The 15572-nt window shown below is 58.6% G+C and carries 14 protein-coding genes; all 14 read left to right on the top strand.

Annotated elements, in window-relative coordinates; genetic code table 11:
- Window positions 1–19: 19 nt before the first annotated feature.
- The 14 genes from JFN91_RS06795 (at window position 20) to trbG (ending at window position 15561) form a co-directional block, all read left to right on the top strand.
- Window positions 20–700 (top strand): hypothetical protein, encoded by a 681-nt coding sequence (locus JFN91_RS06795; RefSeq protein WP_199388462.1) that lies wholly within the window; start codon window positions 20–22, stop codon window positions 698–700.
- Window positions 701–714: 14 nt separating this feature from the next.
- Window positions 715–1332 carry a lytic transglycosylase domain-containing protein gene (locus JFN91_RS06800; protein WP_199388463.1) on the top strand — a complete coding sequence of 206 codons (618 nt, stop codon included), beginning with the start codon at window positions 715–717 and terminating at the stop codon, window positions 1330–1332.
- 2 nt (window positions 1333–1334) lie between these two features.
- Window positions 1335–4895, top strand: a complete 3561-nt coding sequence (mobF, locus tag JFN91_RS06805; RefSeq protein WP_199388464.1) for a MobF family relaxase — start codon at window positions 1335–1337, stop codon at window positions 4893–4895.
- 225 nt (window positions 4896–5120) lie between these two features.
- On the top strand, window positions 5121–5462 hold the full coding sequence (locus tag JFN91_RS06810; protein ID WP_199388465.1) for a hypothetical protein: 342 nt from the start codon (window positions 5121–5123) through the stop codon (window positions 5460–5462).
- 14 nt (window positions 5463–5476) lie between these two features.
- The gene (locus tag JFN91_RS06815; RefSeq protein ID WP_199388466.1) at window positions 5477–7510 is read left to right on the top strand and encodes a type IV secretion system DNA-binding domain-containing protein; all 2034 of its coding nucleotides are present in this window, start codon (window positions 5477–5479) and stop codon (window positions 7508–7510) included.
- The gene (gene trbB, locus JFN91_RS06820; RefSeq protein WP_199388467.1) at window positions 7507–8484 is read left to right on the top strand and encodes a P-type conjugative transfer ATPase TrbB; all 978 of its coding nucleotides are present in this window, start codon (window positions 7507–7509) and stop codon (window positions 8482–8484) included. Before JFN91_RS06815 ends, trbB begins: the two co-directional genes overlap by 4 nt.
- Before the next feature lie 77 nt (window positions 8485–8561).
- Window positions 8562–8882: a TrbC/VirB2 family protein gene (locus tag JFN91_RS06825; protein WP_199388468.1), complete on the top strand. Its 321-nt coding sequence runs from the start codon at window positions 8562–8564 to the stop codon at window positions 8880–8882.
- A gap of 4 nt (window positions 8883–8886) precedes the next feature.
- Window positions 8887–9141 carry a VirB3 family type IV secretion system protein gene (locus JFN91_RS06830; protein WP_199388469.1) on the top strand — a complete coding sequence of 85 codons (255 nt, stop codon included), beginning with the start codon at window positions 8887–8889 and terminating at the stop codon, window positions 9139–9141.
- 13 nt (window positions 9142–9154) lie between these two features.
- Window positions 9155–11584 carry a conjugal transfer protein TrbE gene (gene trbE, locus JFN91_RS06835; protein WP_199388470.1) on the top strand — a complete coding sequence of 810 codons (2430 nt, stop codon included), beginning with the start codon at window positions 9155–9157 and terminating at the stop codon, window positions 11582–11584.
- Window positions 11577–12329, top strand: a complete 753-nt coding sequence (gene trbJ / locus JFN91_RS06840) for a P-type conjugative transfer protein TrbJ (RefSeq protein ID WP_199388471.1) — start codon at window positions 11577–11579, stop codon at window positions 12327–12329. The genes trbE and trbJ overlap by 8 nt, the downstream gene beginning before the upstream one ends.
- 12 nt (window positions 12330–12341) lie before the next feature.
- The gene (trbL, locus tag JFN91_RS06845) at window positions 12342–13571 is read left to right on the top strand and encodes a P-type conjugative transfer protein TrbL (RefSeq protein ID WP_199388472.1); all 1230 of its coding nucleotides are present in this window, start codon (window positions 12342–12344) and stop codon (window positions 13569–13571) included.
- A 27-nt stretch (window positions 13572–13598) separates the two neighbouring features.
- On the top strand, window positions 13599–13805 hold the full coding sequence (locus JFN91_RS06850) for a hypothetical protein (RefSeq protein ID WP_199388473.1): 207 nt from the start codon (window positions 13599–13601) through the stop codon (window positions 13803–13805).
- 23 nt (window positions 13806–13828) lie between these two features.
- Window positions 13829–14530: a conjugal transfer protein TrbF gene (trbF, locus tag JFN91_RS06855; RefSeq protein ID WP_199388474.1), complete on the top strand. Its 702-nt coding sequence runs from the start codon at window positions 13829–13831 to the stop codon at window positions 14528–14530.
- Window positions 14527–15561: a P-type conjugative transfer protein TrbG gene (gene trbG / locus JFN91_RS06860; RefSeq protein WP_199388475.1), complete on the top strand. Its 1035-nt coding sequence runs from the start codon at window positions 14527–14529 to the stop codon at window positions 15559–15561. The genes trbF and trbG overlap by 4 nt, the downstream gene beginning before the upstream one ends.
- Window positions 15562–15572: the final 11 nt, after the last annotated feature.

Below are 15572 nucleotides of genomic sequence, written 5' to 3' on the forward strand. Positions count from 1 at the left end.
AATGAACAGGAGGGTTGCCATGCTTAAAGCACTCTCGACACAGCCTCACCTGATAAAGACGTTCCTCCTATTGAAGCGTTGGTGGCAAGCAGGCATTTTGAATACGCTCGTAGACGATCTCTATTTTTGCCAGGAGGTCTTTTGGCTTGAGGATTTACATTCCCCTGAAGATAAGCCCAAGTCGATATCCATAGTCGATATGACGGAATGGGCCCGCGATGGGGAGTTCCTTTTGCCCTACAAACGGGTAACGGTCTTAAGCGGAGGAAAGGCGTCCACGGTAGCTTTGGCCGATTTGGTGACCTATCCGGGGATGTCCTTCTCGCACAATGATCTACCGCTCAACGATTACGCGCCATGGGACCAACTGCTCAAGGTGAACTTTCAGATCCTCGCACCCTATTTGAAACGACTGGGGCCGCACTACAGTCTGGTGACAACCGTCCATACCAACTTCCACTCCGAACATGGCTCAGAGTACGACGCTCCATGTCACAACTTGATAAATTGCGTTGGTGAAACCCTAGATGCGTTTGACGATCTCTCGAAGTTTCTGCAGGAGGCGCCCAACAGGTTCCTGGTGACAGGTTCGAACCCCATCATGGATGACCGCCACCCCTATCTCGAGCGGTGCCACGGTGAACCGCGAAGGCTTCCTCCTTACCGTTTCAAGACCATATTTTCAGATGCCATTCCGTAGTGGGGGAGGGAGCCATGTTCCTGATAGGTATCACGCTCTACGCCTCAGTCATGCTCGCCGAGTGCGGCCCCGCCGTCTCCCCCGAGACCACCCAGGCCATCATCCAGGTCGAGAGCGGCGGCAACCCACTCGCCATAGGTGATAACACCCTTAAGAAGAGCTTTGCGCCCAAGAGCGCCGCGGATGCGGTGCAGCTAGCCACCCGGCTCATGCGCGAGGGGCACAACATAGACATGGGACTCATGCAGGTGAACAGCTGCCACGTGAGGCCCATGAAGCTCTCCCTCGAGGAGCTCTTCGACTCCTGCCGCAACATCCGCATCGGCACCACCATCCTCGCCGAGTTCTACCGCCAGCATAAAACCGACGATTCCGCCCAATCCCTCTTCAGGGCCCTCTCCGCCTACAACACCGGGCAGGCCTGGAAAGGAACCGGCTACATCAACCGCATCCTGCAAGCCGCAGGGGCAGGTTACCGCGTCTCGACTCCGGCGGCGCAGTTTCCGCTGCAGGCCGGCGCCATACCTCCTGGGAAACCTCCTGCCAAACCGAAAACCGCGCGTGAGTCCGCTGCGGCCTCGCCTCTGTTCTTCGACAACCTTACCGGCGCCATGACGGCAGGAGACCTCTGACCATGCTTTCCCTCTCCAACGGTGGCATGACGGCTGGCCAGGCGGGGAAGTATTTCGCCACCGAGGACTACTACCTCAAGTGGGGAGAGTCCAGCTTGTGGCTGGGGAAGACGGCGCGGGATCTGAAGCTCAGGGGTAGGGTGGAAGAGCAGGCCTTCAGGAATGTGGCCGCAGGCAAAAGCCCGGACGGCATAGAGCAGCTGGTTGCTCCCAAGATGGTTATGAAACAGGGAGAAAAGGAGGAGGTGCATCGGGCCGGCAACGACCTCACCTTTTCGGCGCCGAAATCCCTATCCGTAGCCTATGCAGCCGGCAACCACGAGGTGAAGGAAATCTGGGATCAGGCCGTAATCAACACCATGAAGTACGTGGAGGAGCATTACAGCCACTACCGCACCCCGGACGGGACGAGAATTGCCGGGAATATCGTGGCTGCCAAATTCGATCACGTCACCTCCCGCGCCCTCGATCCCGATGTGCACAGCCACGTCTTCCTGGTCAACATGGTGCACACCCCGGAGGGGAAGTGGCTCGCCAACGAGCCCAAGGCCATCTACCAGGACAAGATCTCCATCGGCATGTTGGCCCGGGAGGAAGCGATCCGTCTCTTGCGCGAAGCCGGATACCAGATCTACTTCACCGACCGCGAAAAGTTCCTGTTCGAGATAGAGGGGGTGCGCCAGGAAGAGATGGAGATCTTTTCCAAGCGCAGTGCCGCCATCGAGGAGCAGGTTGCCGAGTGGCAGAGGGATGGAACATTCCCAGGCGTGAGCGAGACACTCCTGAAGCAGTGGGCCGCCTTCGACACCCGGGACCCAAAGTTCAAAGTCACCGTTCAGGAGATCCGCGAGCTGTGGGACAAATTCTTTCGGGAGGTGAGCACCACCGCCCAGGAGGTCCGGGCGAGGTTAGAGGCTGCCAAAGCCCCGGCGCCGCCTCCGCCTATACATCAGCTAAAAAGCGCGCGCGAGGTGCTGAAAGAAGCCTCCTTCTTCCTCACCGACAAGGAAGTCACCTTCGAGCGTGCCAGGGTCATGAAGGCCGCCGTGCAGATCTCCGGCGGACAGCACAGCATTGCCGAGTTCGAAGGTGCTTTGAACGACCGGCGCCAGTTCCATCACCTCGGTGCCGAGTCCCACGGCTGGGATGCCGGCAAGGAGTACTTCACCACGCGGCAGATGCTGAAGCTCGAGGCCAGCAACGTCGACACCCTGCAGGACTTGGGATCCTTCACCAGCATCACTTCCCGTCCCGAAGTCGAAGCCTACCTCAAGGGGCTCACCGGAGCCAAAGCGGCAACACTTACCCCTGATGAAACAAGGTTCGCAGACGCCTTTGCGGCAGGAGCAGCGTCTGCCGCTCAGACAGGTTTGGTAGATCTCAGCCACGGGCAGAAAGAGCACATCGTGAACGAGCTCACCGGCAGCAACGGTTTCGCGATCACACTCGGCGACCCCGGCACCGGCAAGACCTTTGCCGCCGGAGTCATCGAGCGCTTCAACGCCGACGTACTCAACCCCACCGGCAGGGAACACCACCCCCTCAATTTGGCCTACACCGGCAAGGCGGCCCTTGAGATGGAGACCGCCAGCGGCAAGGAGGCCTCAACCCTGCACGCCTTCCTGGACCGCTATTGGACCAACCCCACCCCCATCCCTCCCCAGCCGAGACAACAGGAAACGCAGGTGGTGATCAGGGTGGACGAGGCATCCCTTGTTGGGGGGCGCCAGGCCGAGCAGCTTCTCAAAGTGGTCCAGGACCTGAAGGACCAAGGGCACCAGGTGAAGCTGGCGCTCATCGGCGACACGAAACAGCTCTCCAGCATCCAGGCGAGCCCCTTCTTTTCCCACGCAGCCGAACTCGCGCGCGGCGGCCACGGCGACCTCGCCCTGCTGAAAGAGATCACCCGCCAGAAAGAAGCCGGCCTCCTCGAAGTCGCCACCACCCTGAACCGGGGAAACGTCAGCCTGGGCCAAAACGCCGCCGACGCCTTGAAGCTCCTGGAACAGCAGGGGAGGGTACTCGAATTCCCCACCCGGGACGAGCTCATGCGCGCGACGGTGGAGCGGTACCTGACAGAGGCGGACAAACCCTCACTGGCAGCTGACCGCGCAGGGGAGAAACAAAGCGTCCTGGTGGTGACACCGCTCAACGCGGACCGGCAGGAACTGAACCAGAAGATACGCGCCGCCAGGCAAGAAATAGGAGAACTGGGGCAGGGCGTCACCGTCGACACATTTGTCCCCGCCGAGCAGGGCGTCACCGTCGCCGGTTACCACCCTGGCATGACCGTCTTCTTCACCGGGAAAAGAAGCCAGGATCAAACTCGAAAAGAGAGCAACCAAATGCCCGAAAACGGCAGGGGTGAAGTCCTCTCCGTTGACCAGCTCCGCAACCAGGTCACAGTGGGGTTCAAGGACAACCGAGGCGGCACATCGAGCAGGAGCTTCGGCCCATCCGAGCTGGCACAAAAGGCCACCCTGTACGAGGTGGAGCAACGGGAGTTCGCCCCCGGCGACAGCGTCATCTTCACCAAGAACATCTTCGACAAAAGCATCGTCTCAGCGGAGAGCGGTCGGAAGGTGAAGGTCAGGAATGGGGAGCGGGGCGGAATCGAGAAGATAACCTCCACCAACGCCGGCCAGCTCGCCACCGTGAGGCTGGCTGACGGTAGACGCGTGAATGTGAACCTGGACGGGTACGGACCGCAGTTTCTGGAACACGGCTACGCCGTCACCGTGCACAAAGGGCAGGGCGCGACGGTGGACGTGGTCCTCTCCTACAACTACGTCCAGCCCACTCAGAACCGCGACAGCAGCCTCAAGGCCCTAACCGGCATCGACACCACCCCGGACGACTTCAAACGCTGGAACGCCGGCCTCACCGCATACGACAAAAGATACCGCTCCGAGGCCACCATCGGCGGGCATACCGGCACCGTCTTCTTCGTGATGATCGCCGACCGGCAAAACCTCCAGGAGCAGAAAGGAATCGCGGTCAGGTTTTCCAACGGCCGCGCCGTCATGGAGGACGCCGCCACCCGCCACCAGATGCGCGAGGCCGGCATGCACTGGTCCCCGGACCAGCAGGCCTGGGTGGCCACCGTCACCAACGACCGCGCCTTCAACCTGATGACCACTCACCCGCTGCGCGACCAGCGCTACCTTACCCAGCTCAAAGATGACCTCGCGCAGGCAAAGAGGCAGCCAACAAATTCCGCGCCGATCCAACCTGACCACCCTCGTGCCGGGATCGACAGCACAGCGGAGACCGAGCGCTACGGCCGAGCCTCCTACAACCTCTTCAACGTCGCCCTCACGCGGTCACGTTACGACGCTGCTGTCTTCACCAATTCAGTACCGGTTCTCAAGCAGGCAGTCCAGGTCATCGACATGAAAACTTCCACCATAACCAAAGAGATGCTGGAGCAGCGGAACACCCCTCAGAAAAGTGGGGCGGAGGTACCACGCATTCTCCCCTCCGCACCGATACCTACGCATCAACCGATACCTCCCCCGCAGCCGGTCAAAGCACCGGACCGCGAGCTGGAGCTGAAGCGCTAGAGTGCCGTATCCGGAATCGGTTCACAAGCCAGCAACGGGGAAGCCAGGCCAGGTCAAATGCCCCCATTTTCTCCATATACACCTGACGCAGCCCTTCGGGCCGCATCAGGTGTAACTCCCTGTAATGAGGTGAAAATGCTGTGGCCATAATGGCCGGTGAAACTCCGTAAACAGCTGAAATTACATCTGGCGCCAAGTGGCGCCACTAAAAGAAGGAGAAACCGGATGACAACACGACGGTTAAACCATCGGCTGCATCCTGATCTTGTCAATCGTTTGGAGCAGCTTCGCGATGCCCAGAAACTTTCGATGACGGATCTACTTTCCAATGCAGTAGATGCCTTAGAACGCGAGATATATCTCCCGGAAACGCTTCTGGAGCGCGTTGAAAAACTGGAGAATCTGGTCGGCTCGATAATCAAAAAACTGGAGGTCTTGGATGACAAAATCCCCTCCGCCGAAAAGATCAAATACTTCTTTCAAGTCATGGAAAAGCAGCTGGTGGCCCATGACGAGGCAGAGCAGGCCCGATTCGAGCGCCAAGCCGGATCCCGGAATTTCTATTGAAAAAGGAGGTCAACATGTCTAATGCATACCAGGGTTTTGAGGTACAGAAGCACCGTTTCATGATGAGCCTGAAGATGCTAGTCCAGATTTCGACGAGTTGCCTGACACTGCAGGTGCTTCTTTTCTGGTTGGCGCTGAAGATTCCACTATTTCAGATCATCGACGGAAGAATCGTGACTTCGGACCGGTTACCGGGGGTCTACCGGGAGCTTACGTGGAAGTACCCTGCGGCCCGGCTGGTACAGAAGGTTGGCCTTAATCCCACTTTCCACATTTACGCTCCCGGCTGGCTGAAAAAGCTACCCCACGATAACAGCGGTTTTGTCGCTTGCAGGGCACGGGAGCTGACCCAATGCATAGACTACCGGTTAATCATGCGAGCATATCGCTTCCCTTTTTTCTTTTCCTTCTTGAGCTGGGCCTGCATCTGGCCGGGCTTTTTTTTCTACGCCCGATGGGCAACCGCCAGGATCAAGGACAACGAGCATATCAGGGGGGCCCGCCTGATTACGGAGGCGGAGATACGCTCCAAGTGCGACGGTTCCGGGATACTTCCCATTGCATCGATCAAGCTGCCCGAGTCGCTTTCCCGGCGCCACCTGCTGGTCGCCGGGCAAACCGGTTCCGGAAAGTCGACAGTCATGATGCAGCACGTAGATGCTGTCCAGAAGGCGCGGCGACGTGCCATTGTTAACGACTACAAAGGCGAGATGGTCCAGCGTTTTTACCGTCCTGGAAAAGACCTGATTCTGAACCCGCTTGACGAGCGCGGAGTAGGGTGGACCGTGTTCAACGAGTTCAGGTACTCGCTCGACTTCACAGCCCTTACCGCGTCACTTATTCCGCTTGGTATTGGTGATGAACGTTTTTGGTGTGCCGCTGCACAGGATGTTCTCAGGGGAGTGCTGTCGTACTGCTGGGACCGTAACTTGCGCACCAATGCGCAATTGTGGAAGGCGCTGACTTCGCCCATTGCAGAGATCCGCGACATGTGTCGGGCAACCGACGCGGGGCAGGCGGGTTATACCTACATCCAGGACGCCAGTTCCAAACAGGCGGTGGGGGTTCACGCAGTCCTGATGTCATTTGTCGCGTGGCTCGAGTTCGCCAAGGACGGCTCCTTCTCGCTGAGAGATTGGGCCGAAAAGGGCGAGGACTCCATGATCTTCATTACCAACCTTGACGAGGCATCCAACATCATGAGGCCGCACCTTTCTCTGTTCGCCGACTACGCCGGAAAGAGGTTCCTCAGTTTTTCAGACCACACTGAGCCGAAGAGAAACGTGTACTTGATCCTGGACGAACTTGGGAATCTGCAGCGCCTTCCCACGGTGAAAAAACTTCTCACTCTTGGCCGTTCCAAGGGCGTGGTGGTTGAGATCGGCATCCATGACTTCGCAAGCATCGAGAGCATCTACGGCCGGGAGGACGCCCACACCATCATCAACTCCTGCGGCTCAAAACTGGTCTTGAATTTGGGCGACCCGGAAGCTGCCAAGTTTTTCTCAGAGCTTGCCAGTGAAGAGGAATACTGGGAGTCGGGTACCGACTATTCCATCTCGGAGAGCGAACACCGTGGAGGCGAGAACCACAACCGGCAGGTGCGGGTCAGGAAGGTAATCATGCCGGCAGAAATCATGCGCCTATCCGTAGGAGAAGGGTATTTCATGCTCCCTGGGGGGAACCCCGCACCCGTCACGATCCCCTGGACCGATGTTAACCGGCGCAAGATCGTGCACAAATCCTTCGTGTTGCGCTCAGGGCTTTCCTTGGGTGAGCTTGAGGCGAAAGACGCCGAGACAATTGCGGCACAGCGCGTCATCGACGGCCCGGTTCCTGACGCACTCAAGGCGAAGGTGACCGAAAATGCCATTATGGGGATGAGGCCTATGCTTTCAGACGAGGAGGAAGAGAAAAGGCAGGCTCAACGGCAGGAACAAGGAACACCAGAGGAGAAGAGGAAGTCGGAGGAAACAAAGGAAGCATCCTCACAGGACCCGGCTGCAACGGTTTCGCATGAGTCTCCCTCACAAGAGGAGACGCCATGACCGACAATCCCGTTTGCCACCGCAAGACCTCCAGTCAGGACACCAGCTCCGAACGCCTGATCACGATGCTCACCACCGCCGTAGGACCCCAACTGGGGGACCTTTTGCGCGATGACCAGGTGGTCGAGGTGATGCTGAACCCAGACGGGAACCTCTGGGTGGACCGGCTCGGCACCGGACGGGAATGCACCGGGCTCACCGTCTGCTGTCAGGACGCCGAGCGGATCATCAAGCTCGTAGCGTCGGGGACCGGAGCCGAAGTGAACGAGACCGCTCCCATTATCTCCGCCGAATTTCCCGGCACCGGCAGCCGCTTTCAGGGACTCCTTCCCCCGGTGGTAACCGCGCCCGTCTTCACCATCAGGAAAAAGGCCCTGATGATCTTTTCCCTGGCGGACTATGTCGCCCAGGGGGTGATGACAGAGGGGCAAAAGGAGGTGCTATGCCGGTCCATAATCGGGAAGAAAAACATCCTGATCACCGGCGGGACCGGCAGCGGCAAGACCACCCTGGTCAACGCGCTTCTCAACGAGATCGCGTTGACATGCGATCGCATCGTGATCATCGAGGACACCCTGGAGCTACAGTGTTCCGCCCCCGATACCGTCTTTTTGCGCGCGCGAGATGGCATTGCGACCATGAACGACCTCCTGAAGGCAACGATGCGTCTGCGGCCCGACCGGATCGTGGTGGGGGAGGTGAGGGGAGGGGAAGCCCTCTCGCTTTTGAAGGCCTGGAACACAGGGCACCCGGGAGGGTGTGCCACCGTCCACGCCAATAACGCCATGGGGGGATTGATCCGTCTGGAGCAACTTATTCAGGAAGCTGCCGTCTCCGTTTCCAAGGATCTGGTGGCCGAAGCGGTCGATATCATCGTGCATATAGAGAGAAGCGGCAGCGGCCGGGTCGTGCGCGAAGTGGTCGAGGTTTTAGAGGCCCAGGACGGGAAATATCGGCTAATGACGGTGGAGTGAAAAAAATTAGTAAAAACTTAAAAAGTAGGTAAAATTCTCAACGGCGTCATCTTTTCCCTTAATTCAGGAGGCTTGGTATGAAGAGCAAAGAAAAGATCGTCGGACTCTTGGTCCCCCTGTTTATCTTCCTCGCCACCCACCCTGCTTTTGCCACCGGTGGTGCTAGCGGCATGCCGTGGGAATCCCCGCTCAGCAGGATCCTCAGCAGCATCACCGGTCCGGTGGCAAAGGCAGGCGGAATCCTGGCCATCGTGGCCGCTGGCCTGGGGCTCGCCTTCAGCGAGGGGGGAGGTTTCATGCGCAAGGTGGTCGGGGTTGTTTTCGGCCTTGCCATCACCTTTTCCGCGACGACCTTCATCTCCGATTTTCTGGGGTACACCGGCGGCGTGAGGTTCTGAAGAGATGGCTCTAGAAGGGCACGAGATCCCGATCCACAAGAGCCTCATCGACCAGATCCTGATCGGTGGGGTGCCCCGGACCATAGCACTCGTCAACGGCACATTGGTCGCCGCCCTGGGGCTCGGACTCCATTCCTTTTTGGCTCTGCCGGTGGGAATCCTGGTGCACCTCCTGGCACTGGCCGCCACCAAGGCAGATCCCGACTTTTTCAGCTGCTTTCGGCGCCATATCAGGCAGAAGAACATCTACACCGTTTGAAAAGGGGGGGTCCTTGTTCAACATCGGTGAGTACAGGAAAAAACCGGACCGACTGGCCGACCTCCTCCCTTGGGCGGCCCTGGTAGCACCGGGGGTGGTCCTCAACAAAGACGGCTCCTTCCAGCGTACCTTCTCCTATCGCGGTCCCGACCTGGACAGCGCCACGGAATCCGAGCTGGTCTCCGTCGCGGCCCGGGTGAACAACGTGCTTAAACGCCTGACAGCGGGATGGGCCATATGGGTGGAAGCCCAGAGGACCATTGCTGCGGAATATCCCCCGTCGACGTTCAACAATCCGCTCGCCTTCCTGATCGATGAGGAGCGCCGTGACTCCTTCGAGGGTAACGACCATTTCGAAAGTACGTACTACCTCACCTTTCTTTATCTTCCCCCCTCGGAGCAGAAGAGCCGGCTGGCCGGGCTGTTCCTGGAAAACAGTGCCAGAAGCTCTGTGGATTATAGGGGCCAACTGGACCGCTTCATCGATGAGACCAACCGTATCTTCGACCTCATGTTCGGCATCTTCCCCGAGATCCACCCCCTGGACGATCAGGAGACCCTCACCTACCTGCACGGCGCCATCAGTCCCAAACGCCACCCGGTGCGGGTGCCGGAGATACCGATGTATCTTGACGCTTTCCTTGCCGATTTTCCCCTGGTAGGAGGGCTGGAACCACGGCTTGGAGAGACCCCGATCCAGGTGATTTCGGTTTTGGGCTACCCGGGGCAGTCCGTCCCGGGCCTTCTCGATGGCCTGAACCACCTAGCCATTCAATACCGTTGGAGCACCAGGTTCATTTGCATGGACAAGACCGATGCGCTCGCCGAGATCGCCAGGTACAAGAAGCGCTGGTTGGCCAAACGGAAAAGCGTCCTGGTTCTGGTGAAGGAGGGCATCACCAACCAGGAAAGCGCCATGTCCGACAGCGACGCCGAGAACAAGGCCTATGATGCCGACGCCGCCTTCCAGGAACTCGCCGGCGACTACGTGAGCTACGGCTATTTTACGGCCAACGTCGTCATCTGGGATCAGGACCGGGAACGGCTGCAGGCGAAGAGTAGGGCGGTCGAGCAGGTGATCAACGGTCTGGGGTTTGTCACCATAAACGAGACCCTGAACGCCGTTGACGCCTGGCTCGGCTCCCTCCCCGGGCATGCCCGCGCCAACGTGCGGCGGCCGCTTCTGAATACCCTGAACCTCGCCCACCTCATGCCGCTTTCCGCGGTCTGGGCAGGCCCCACGGAGAATAAACACCTCAACGGCCCAGTCCTGATGCACGCTACAACTTCCGGTAACACCCCCTTCCGGTTCAACCTCCACGTGGGAGACGTGGGGCACACCATGATCTGCGGTCCCACCGGCGCGGGGAAAGACGTCCTGATGGCCGCCCTGCAGACTCAATTCCTGCGCTACCGGAACAGCCAGATCTACATCTTCGACAAAGGGGGATCTTCCCGGGTCATGACCGCCGGTCTCGGAGGGGATTTCTACGATCTGGGCAGCGGCGGGGGAGAGAACCGGCTTGCCTTCCAGCCCCTTTCGGGTATCGACCACGATAGGGAGCGGAACTGGGCCAGCCAATGGATTCTCGACGTGCTGCAGCAGGAAAACGTCACCGTGAACCCGAGGATCAAGGCGGAGGTATGGGGTACCCTGACGAGTCTCGCCACCGCACCCCTGGAGCAGCGCACCATCTCAGGCTTCATCGCCTTGAGCCAGAACCAGGTGATCCGGCAGGCGCTTTTTCCCTACTCCGTAGACGGCCCCCTGGGCCACATCTTCGACGCCACCCGCGATACCCTCGAGTACTCCCGCTGGCAGGTCTTCGAGATGGAAGCCCTCATGGGGACGTCGGCCGCCGTGGTCCCCGCCCTGTCGTACCTGTTTCACCGCCTCGAGCAGAGGTTTTCCGCCGCCGTTCCCACCCTGCTCTTTTTGAACGAGGCCTGGCTTTTCTTCGACAGCCCCGCCTTCGCGCCCAGGATCAGGGAGTGGCTGAAGACGCTCAGAAAGCAGAACGTCTCCGTCATCTTCGCGACCCAGGGGCTCAGCGACATCGAGAGCTGCCCCATCTCCGCGGCCCTTATCGAGAGCTGTCCCACGAGGATTTTCCTTCCCAATGACCGGGCCATGGAGGAGGAGACCGCCAGGGTGTACCGCCGGTTCGGCCTTAACGAGAGGCAGATCCAGATGCTCGCCATGGCCCAGCCCAAACGTCAGTACTACTACCAGAGCACCCTGGGGAACCGGCTCTTCGAGTTGGGACTTGGTCCCTTGGGGCTCGCCTTTTGTGCTGCCACCTCCAAAGAGGATCAGATCCAGGCGAAGAAGATTTTGGCCGGAGACGGCAACGACGAATTCGCGAGCCAGTGGCTGCACCACAAGGGGCTTTCATGGGCAGCGGAAGTACTGCGGTCCCGCCAGGAGGAACGTTATGTTTAAACGCTTGGTGTTTTTTTCTCTGCTTATGGTGTGGTTGCAGGCGGTTTCTGTTCCCCCGGCGCAGGGCGTTCTGGGGGTAGGGGACATAGTCTACGATCCAGCGGCCTTCCAGCGCCAGTTGATCAACTATACCCTGTCCCTGGACCAGTATGCCCTGCAGACTGAGCAGTACGCGACCCAGATGCAGCAATTGCGAAACGACTATGCCAACCTGCACAACCTTGGTTACCAGATCGACCTTTCCAACCTGAACCAGATGCAGCGTGTGATGGGTTCATCGATCGGAATAAGCAATGACTTCGGTAAGATGCAGGGGCAGTTTCAGGAGCTTTACCCCGATTTCAAAACCTATCAGGGACAAAAGAGCGTGGACTACGCGAAGCAGTCGGCGGAGTGGTCGAAGAAAAACCAGCAAAATGCCTACGACATTCTCGTCGTCACGACGAAACTTCAGGAGTCCGTGGTCCGGGACCAGAAAACCCTCAAGTACCTTAGCGACCGTTCGGATTCGGCATCGGGCACCAAGGACCTTTTGCAGAATATGAACCAGCTGCTCATCATGCAGACCAAACAGCTGATGCAACTGCAACAGCTGATATCCACTACGGCCAAGGCGGATGCGGCTTACCTTGCGGAAAAGTCTTCAAACGGTGAGGCCGCCAGCTCCGCCAGTAAAGATTTATTTCGTGACTGGGGCAAAAGAGATGCACGCACCGTAAAGCCAGTTCCGGGTTTTGTGAAGTAAAAGGGGAATGCTATGACGGTTGGTTCTGGAATATTGACCGATCTTCTAAACCTATTCATGGGTTCTATCATCCCGGGGTATGGGAAGGTGTTGCCCAACGCGAAAACCCTTTTATCCATGCTGGCAACACTGGAGGTTTGTCTTGCTGGGCTATGGATGGCGTTCGATGGCGGTCACAAAATTGAAGTCACCTTTCTAAAAAAAGTCATGCAAATCGGCTTCGTCGTCTGGGTGGTGAACAATTACGAATGGTTGCTTTGCACAATTTTGCAGGGCTTTATTCAAACAGGGACCATCGCCGGAGGGGGCACCACTCCCGTCAATCTCATCACGGATCCTTCGCGGATTATCGAATATGGTTTCGCGGTCACGGCGCCTATTTTCGAACACACCCAGAACTACAGCCTCTGGAACGTCAGCATACGTCATGCGATGGATATGCTGCTGACCCAATTTGCTGCAGTGTTAATCGTCATCGCTTTTTTTGGCATAGCCTTGCTGGTCTTTGTTACTTATCTCGAATTTTTCATCATATCCGCTCTAGGATTGATGCTGGTGCCGTTTGGCGTGTTTAAACACACCGCTTTCTTAGCTGAAAAAGTATTCGGGGCCATCATCGCTTTTGGCATTCGACTCATGGTCCTTGCTTTTATCCTTTCAGTTACGCAGCAGACCTTAGCTACGCTCACCCTTCCACCAGATCCTACCTTCCGACAAATATCCCTGATTTTGTTCGCTGCGCTGACCATCATGGGACTTGCTTGGCACGCGCCTGCCGTCGCCGGCGGCCTCATGACGGGGTCTCCGAGTCTTGGTCTTGGAGCCGTGGCCTCAACAGGGGTGGCTGTTGCCGCAGGTGCAGCAGTAGCTGGTTCAATGATAACTGGAGCCGCACAGCAGATAGCTCGGGCGGGAGTTCAAGCCACCGCAGCCGGGGCGTCGGGCGGCGAAGGTGTGAGGCTGGCCGGATCCAGGGGAGGTCCGCCTCAATCCGGTGGGGGAGGGCAGCCATCGGCAACAACTTCGGTATCTTCTGGAGCATCCCGGGGCACTATTGCTAGCTCGTCACAGGAGACGCCGCCACAATGGGCACGGGACCTTCTTCAAAGAAAGGAGACCGGTTCCTCGCCCAACCCTTCGTCCAGTCCTCGTTGGGTACACAATGTGTTGATGGCTCGTGGAGTTGTTCCTCACGATACCCATTCCGGAGGCGGTGTGTCTGTCCAACTGAGAGAGGTATGAAACAGATTCTTCAAAGGGAGGTTTTTCATGGGAAAGCTAACTGTCATCGTTCTAGGGGTATCAATGCTGTCGATGGTCGTCTCTTGTGGGAAGAACGAGGATGCCAAGAATGACAAGTTTCGCGATTGGAGCGTCAGGGATAAGCGGACGGTCCCTCCGGTTCCTTCGTTCCTGGACGGCTATGAGAAGGAGCTTGGGGACAGGCAAAAACATCAAGAGGGAGCCTCCAAGTAGAGATTTGAGATGGAGGAAACGATATGCCTTCAAACGAACTTAACGATCCGCCCGCCTCCTACAAGCCTGAAGGGACCGCCCTCACCCCCTACCAGAAGGCACAGGAGGAGTGGGACAACCGCATCGGCTCCGCCCGGGTCCAGGCGAAAAACTGGCGCATCATGGCCCTTTCCCTCGCCGGGATCTGCGCCCTCCTTACCGGCGGCCTTATCTTCCAGTCCGCCAAGTCCAAGGTGGTCCCATACGTAGTCCAGGTAAACGGGGACGGCCTGGTGCAGGCCGCAGGGCCGGCAACGCGGACCAACTACACGCCGAACCGGGCCGTGCTGCAGTATTTCCTCTCCCAGTTCGTCACCTACGTCCGCTCGGTCCCCCTTGACCCGGTGGTGGCCAAGGAGCGCTGGCTCTCCGCCTACGGCTACCTGCGCCAGAGCGCCGCCAACACCCTGAACGAGATTGCGCAGAAGGAGCAGCCCCTGCAGAAGGTCGGGCAGGAGACGGTCGCGGTGCAGATCAAGAGCGTGGTGCCGCTTTCCGGCGACACCTACCAGGTGCGTTGGGAGGAAAACTGTTTCAGCAAGGAGGGGGCCAGCACCGGTATCCGAAACATGACCGGGCTGTTCACGGTGGAGGTTTCCCCTCCAACGGACGAAGCGATGCTGAAGCTGAACCCGCTTGGCCTTTACATCAAACACTTCAGCTGGTCCCAGGAGGTCGCCAAATGAAACGGATGCTGTCGGCCTTCTTGCTGGTCCTCCTCCCTGCCACCCTGCTGGCCGGCCCTCCTCCGGCCCGGACCGACGTGGTCCCAGCGATCCCCGGCACGGCCCCGGTGCAGCCATCCCCTCCGCAGACGGTTCCGCAGCCCCAGGCTCAGGCGGAAGCGCCGCAGCCGGTCCAGCCCAAGGGCATCCGTATCAAGAAACAGCAGGCGAAGAAGCCGGTGAGAAAAGAGGGATTGAGCGACCGCCAGATCGTGGAACACCGGGTCAAGCAATCGGTGCAACGCCCGGTGAACGCGATGTCCGTGGAGAGTAAGACCATCTATTCTTACGTCCCCGACGCAATCTACATGATCTACGCCGCGCTGAACCACGTGGTGGACATCCAGCTGCAACCGGGGGAAAGGCTGACCGGGAAAATCGTCGCCGGAGACACCTTCCGCTGGGAGGTGGGGACCGTCGAGGACGGGTCCGGCAGCAACGTCACCACCCACGTCCTGATCAAGCCCAAGCAGGCGGGGATCGAAACCAATTTTCTCATTGTCACCGACCGCCACTCCTATCGCCTCTATGCCCAGAGCAACGATGATTTCTTCATCCCGACCGTAGGCTGGTCCTATTCCGACGAGGAGATGACCACCAAATCGGCGCAGATCCGGAAAGAGCAGCAGCGCCTGGACGGCATGGTGGCCGCCCCCGCGATCATAGCGGCAAATCTCAACTTCAAGTACAAGATCAAGGCTGACAGAAAGTACCCCTGGGTGCCGCTCAGGGCCTTCGATGACGGGAGCAAGACCTACATCCAGATGTCCCCCGAGATGAAAAGCAGCGAGGCTCCCGTTCTCTTCATCAAGGACGGCAAGAAGCTGAACCTGGTGAACTACCGCATCAAGGGGGACTACTTCATCGTGGACCGCCTCTTCGAGGAGGGGGAACTCAGAAGCGGGAAGAAGGACAGGGTCCGAATCATCCGGCAGACCCCATGGTTCTCCTCTGGCAACAACTATCCTGAATCGGGGAAGGGTGGGCGCTGAAGGAGGATGCA

This window comes from Geomonas anaerohicana, from assembly GCF_016458305.1.
Classification (GTDB): Bacteria; Desulfobacterota; Desulfuromonadia; order Geobacterales; family Geobacteraceae; genus Geomonas; species Geomonas anaerohicana.

What these genes read in the sequence shown, in the direction of transcription:
- trbB (WP_199388467.1), top strand. Translation starts at nt 7,507, where the DNA reads ATGACCGACAATCCCGTTTGCCACCGCAAGACCTCCAGTCAGGACACC.
- trbJ (WP_199388471.1), top strand. Translation starts at nt 11,577, where the DNA reads ATGTTTAAACGCTTGGTGTTTTTTTCTCTGCTTATGGTGTGGTTGCAG.
- JFN91_RS06810 (WP_199388465.1), top strand. Translation starts at nt 5,121, where the DNA reads ATGACAACACGACGGTTAAACCATCGGCTGCATCCTGATCTTGTCAAT.
- mobF (WP_199388464.1), top strand. Translation starts at nt 1,335, where the DNA reads ATGCTTTCCCTCTCCAACGGTGGCATGACGGCTGGCCAGGCGGGGAAG.
- JFN91_RS06795 (WP_199388462.1), top strand. Translation starts at nt 20, where the DNA reads ATGCTTAAAGCACTCTCGACACAGCCTCACCTGATAAAGACGTTCCTC.
- JFN91_RS06815 (WP_199388466.1), top strand. Translation starts at nt 5,477, where the DNA reads ATGTCTAATGCATACCAGGGTTTTGAGGTACAGAAGCACCGTTTCATG.
- trbG (WP_199388475.1), top strand. Translation starts at nt 14,527, where the DNA reads ATGAAACGGATGCTGTCGGCCTTCTTGCTGGTCCTCCTCCCTGCCACC.
- JFN91_RS06850 (WP_199388473.1), top strand. Translation starts at nt 13,599, where the DNA reads ATGGGAAAGCTAACTGTCATCGTTCTAGGGGTATCAATGCTGTCGATG.
- JFN91_RS06830 (WP_199388469.1), top strand. Translation starts at nt 8,887, where the DNA reads ATGGCTCTAGAAGGGCACGAGATCCCGATCCACAAGAGCCTCATCGAC.
- JFN91_RS06800 (WP_199388463.1), top strand. Translation starts at nt 715, where the DNA reads ATGTTCCTGATAGGTATCACGCTCTACGCCTCAGTCATGCTCGCCGAG.
- trbL (WP_199388472.1), top strand. Translation starts at nt 12,342, where the DNA reads ATGACGGTTGGTTCTGGAATATTGACCGATCTTCTAAACCTATTCATG.
- trbF (WP_199388474.1), top strand. Translation starts at nt 13,829, where the DNA reads ATGCCTTCAAACGAACTTAACGATCCGCCCGCCTCCTACAAGCCTGAA.
- JFN91_RS06825 (WP_199388468.1), top strand. Translation starts at nt 8,562, where the DNA reads ATGAAGAGCAAAGAAAAGATCGTCGGACTCTTGGTCCCCCTGTTTATC.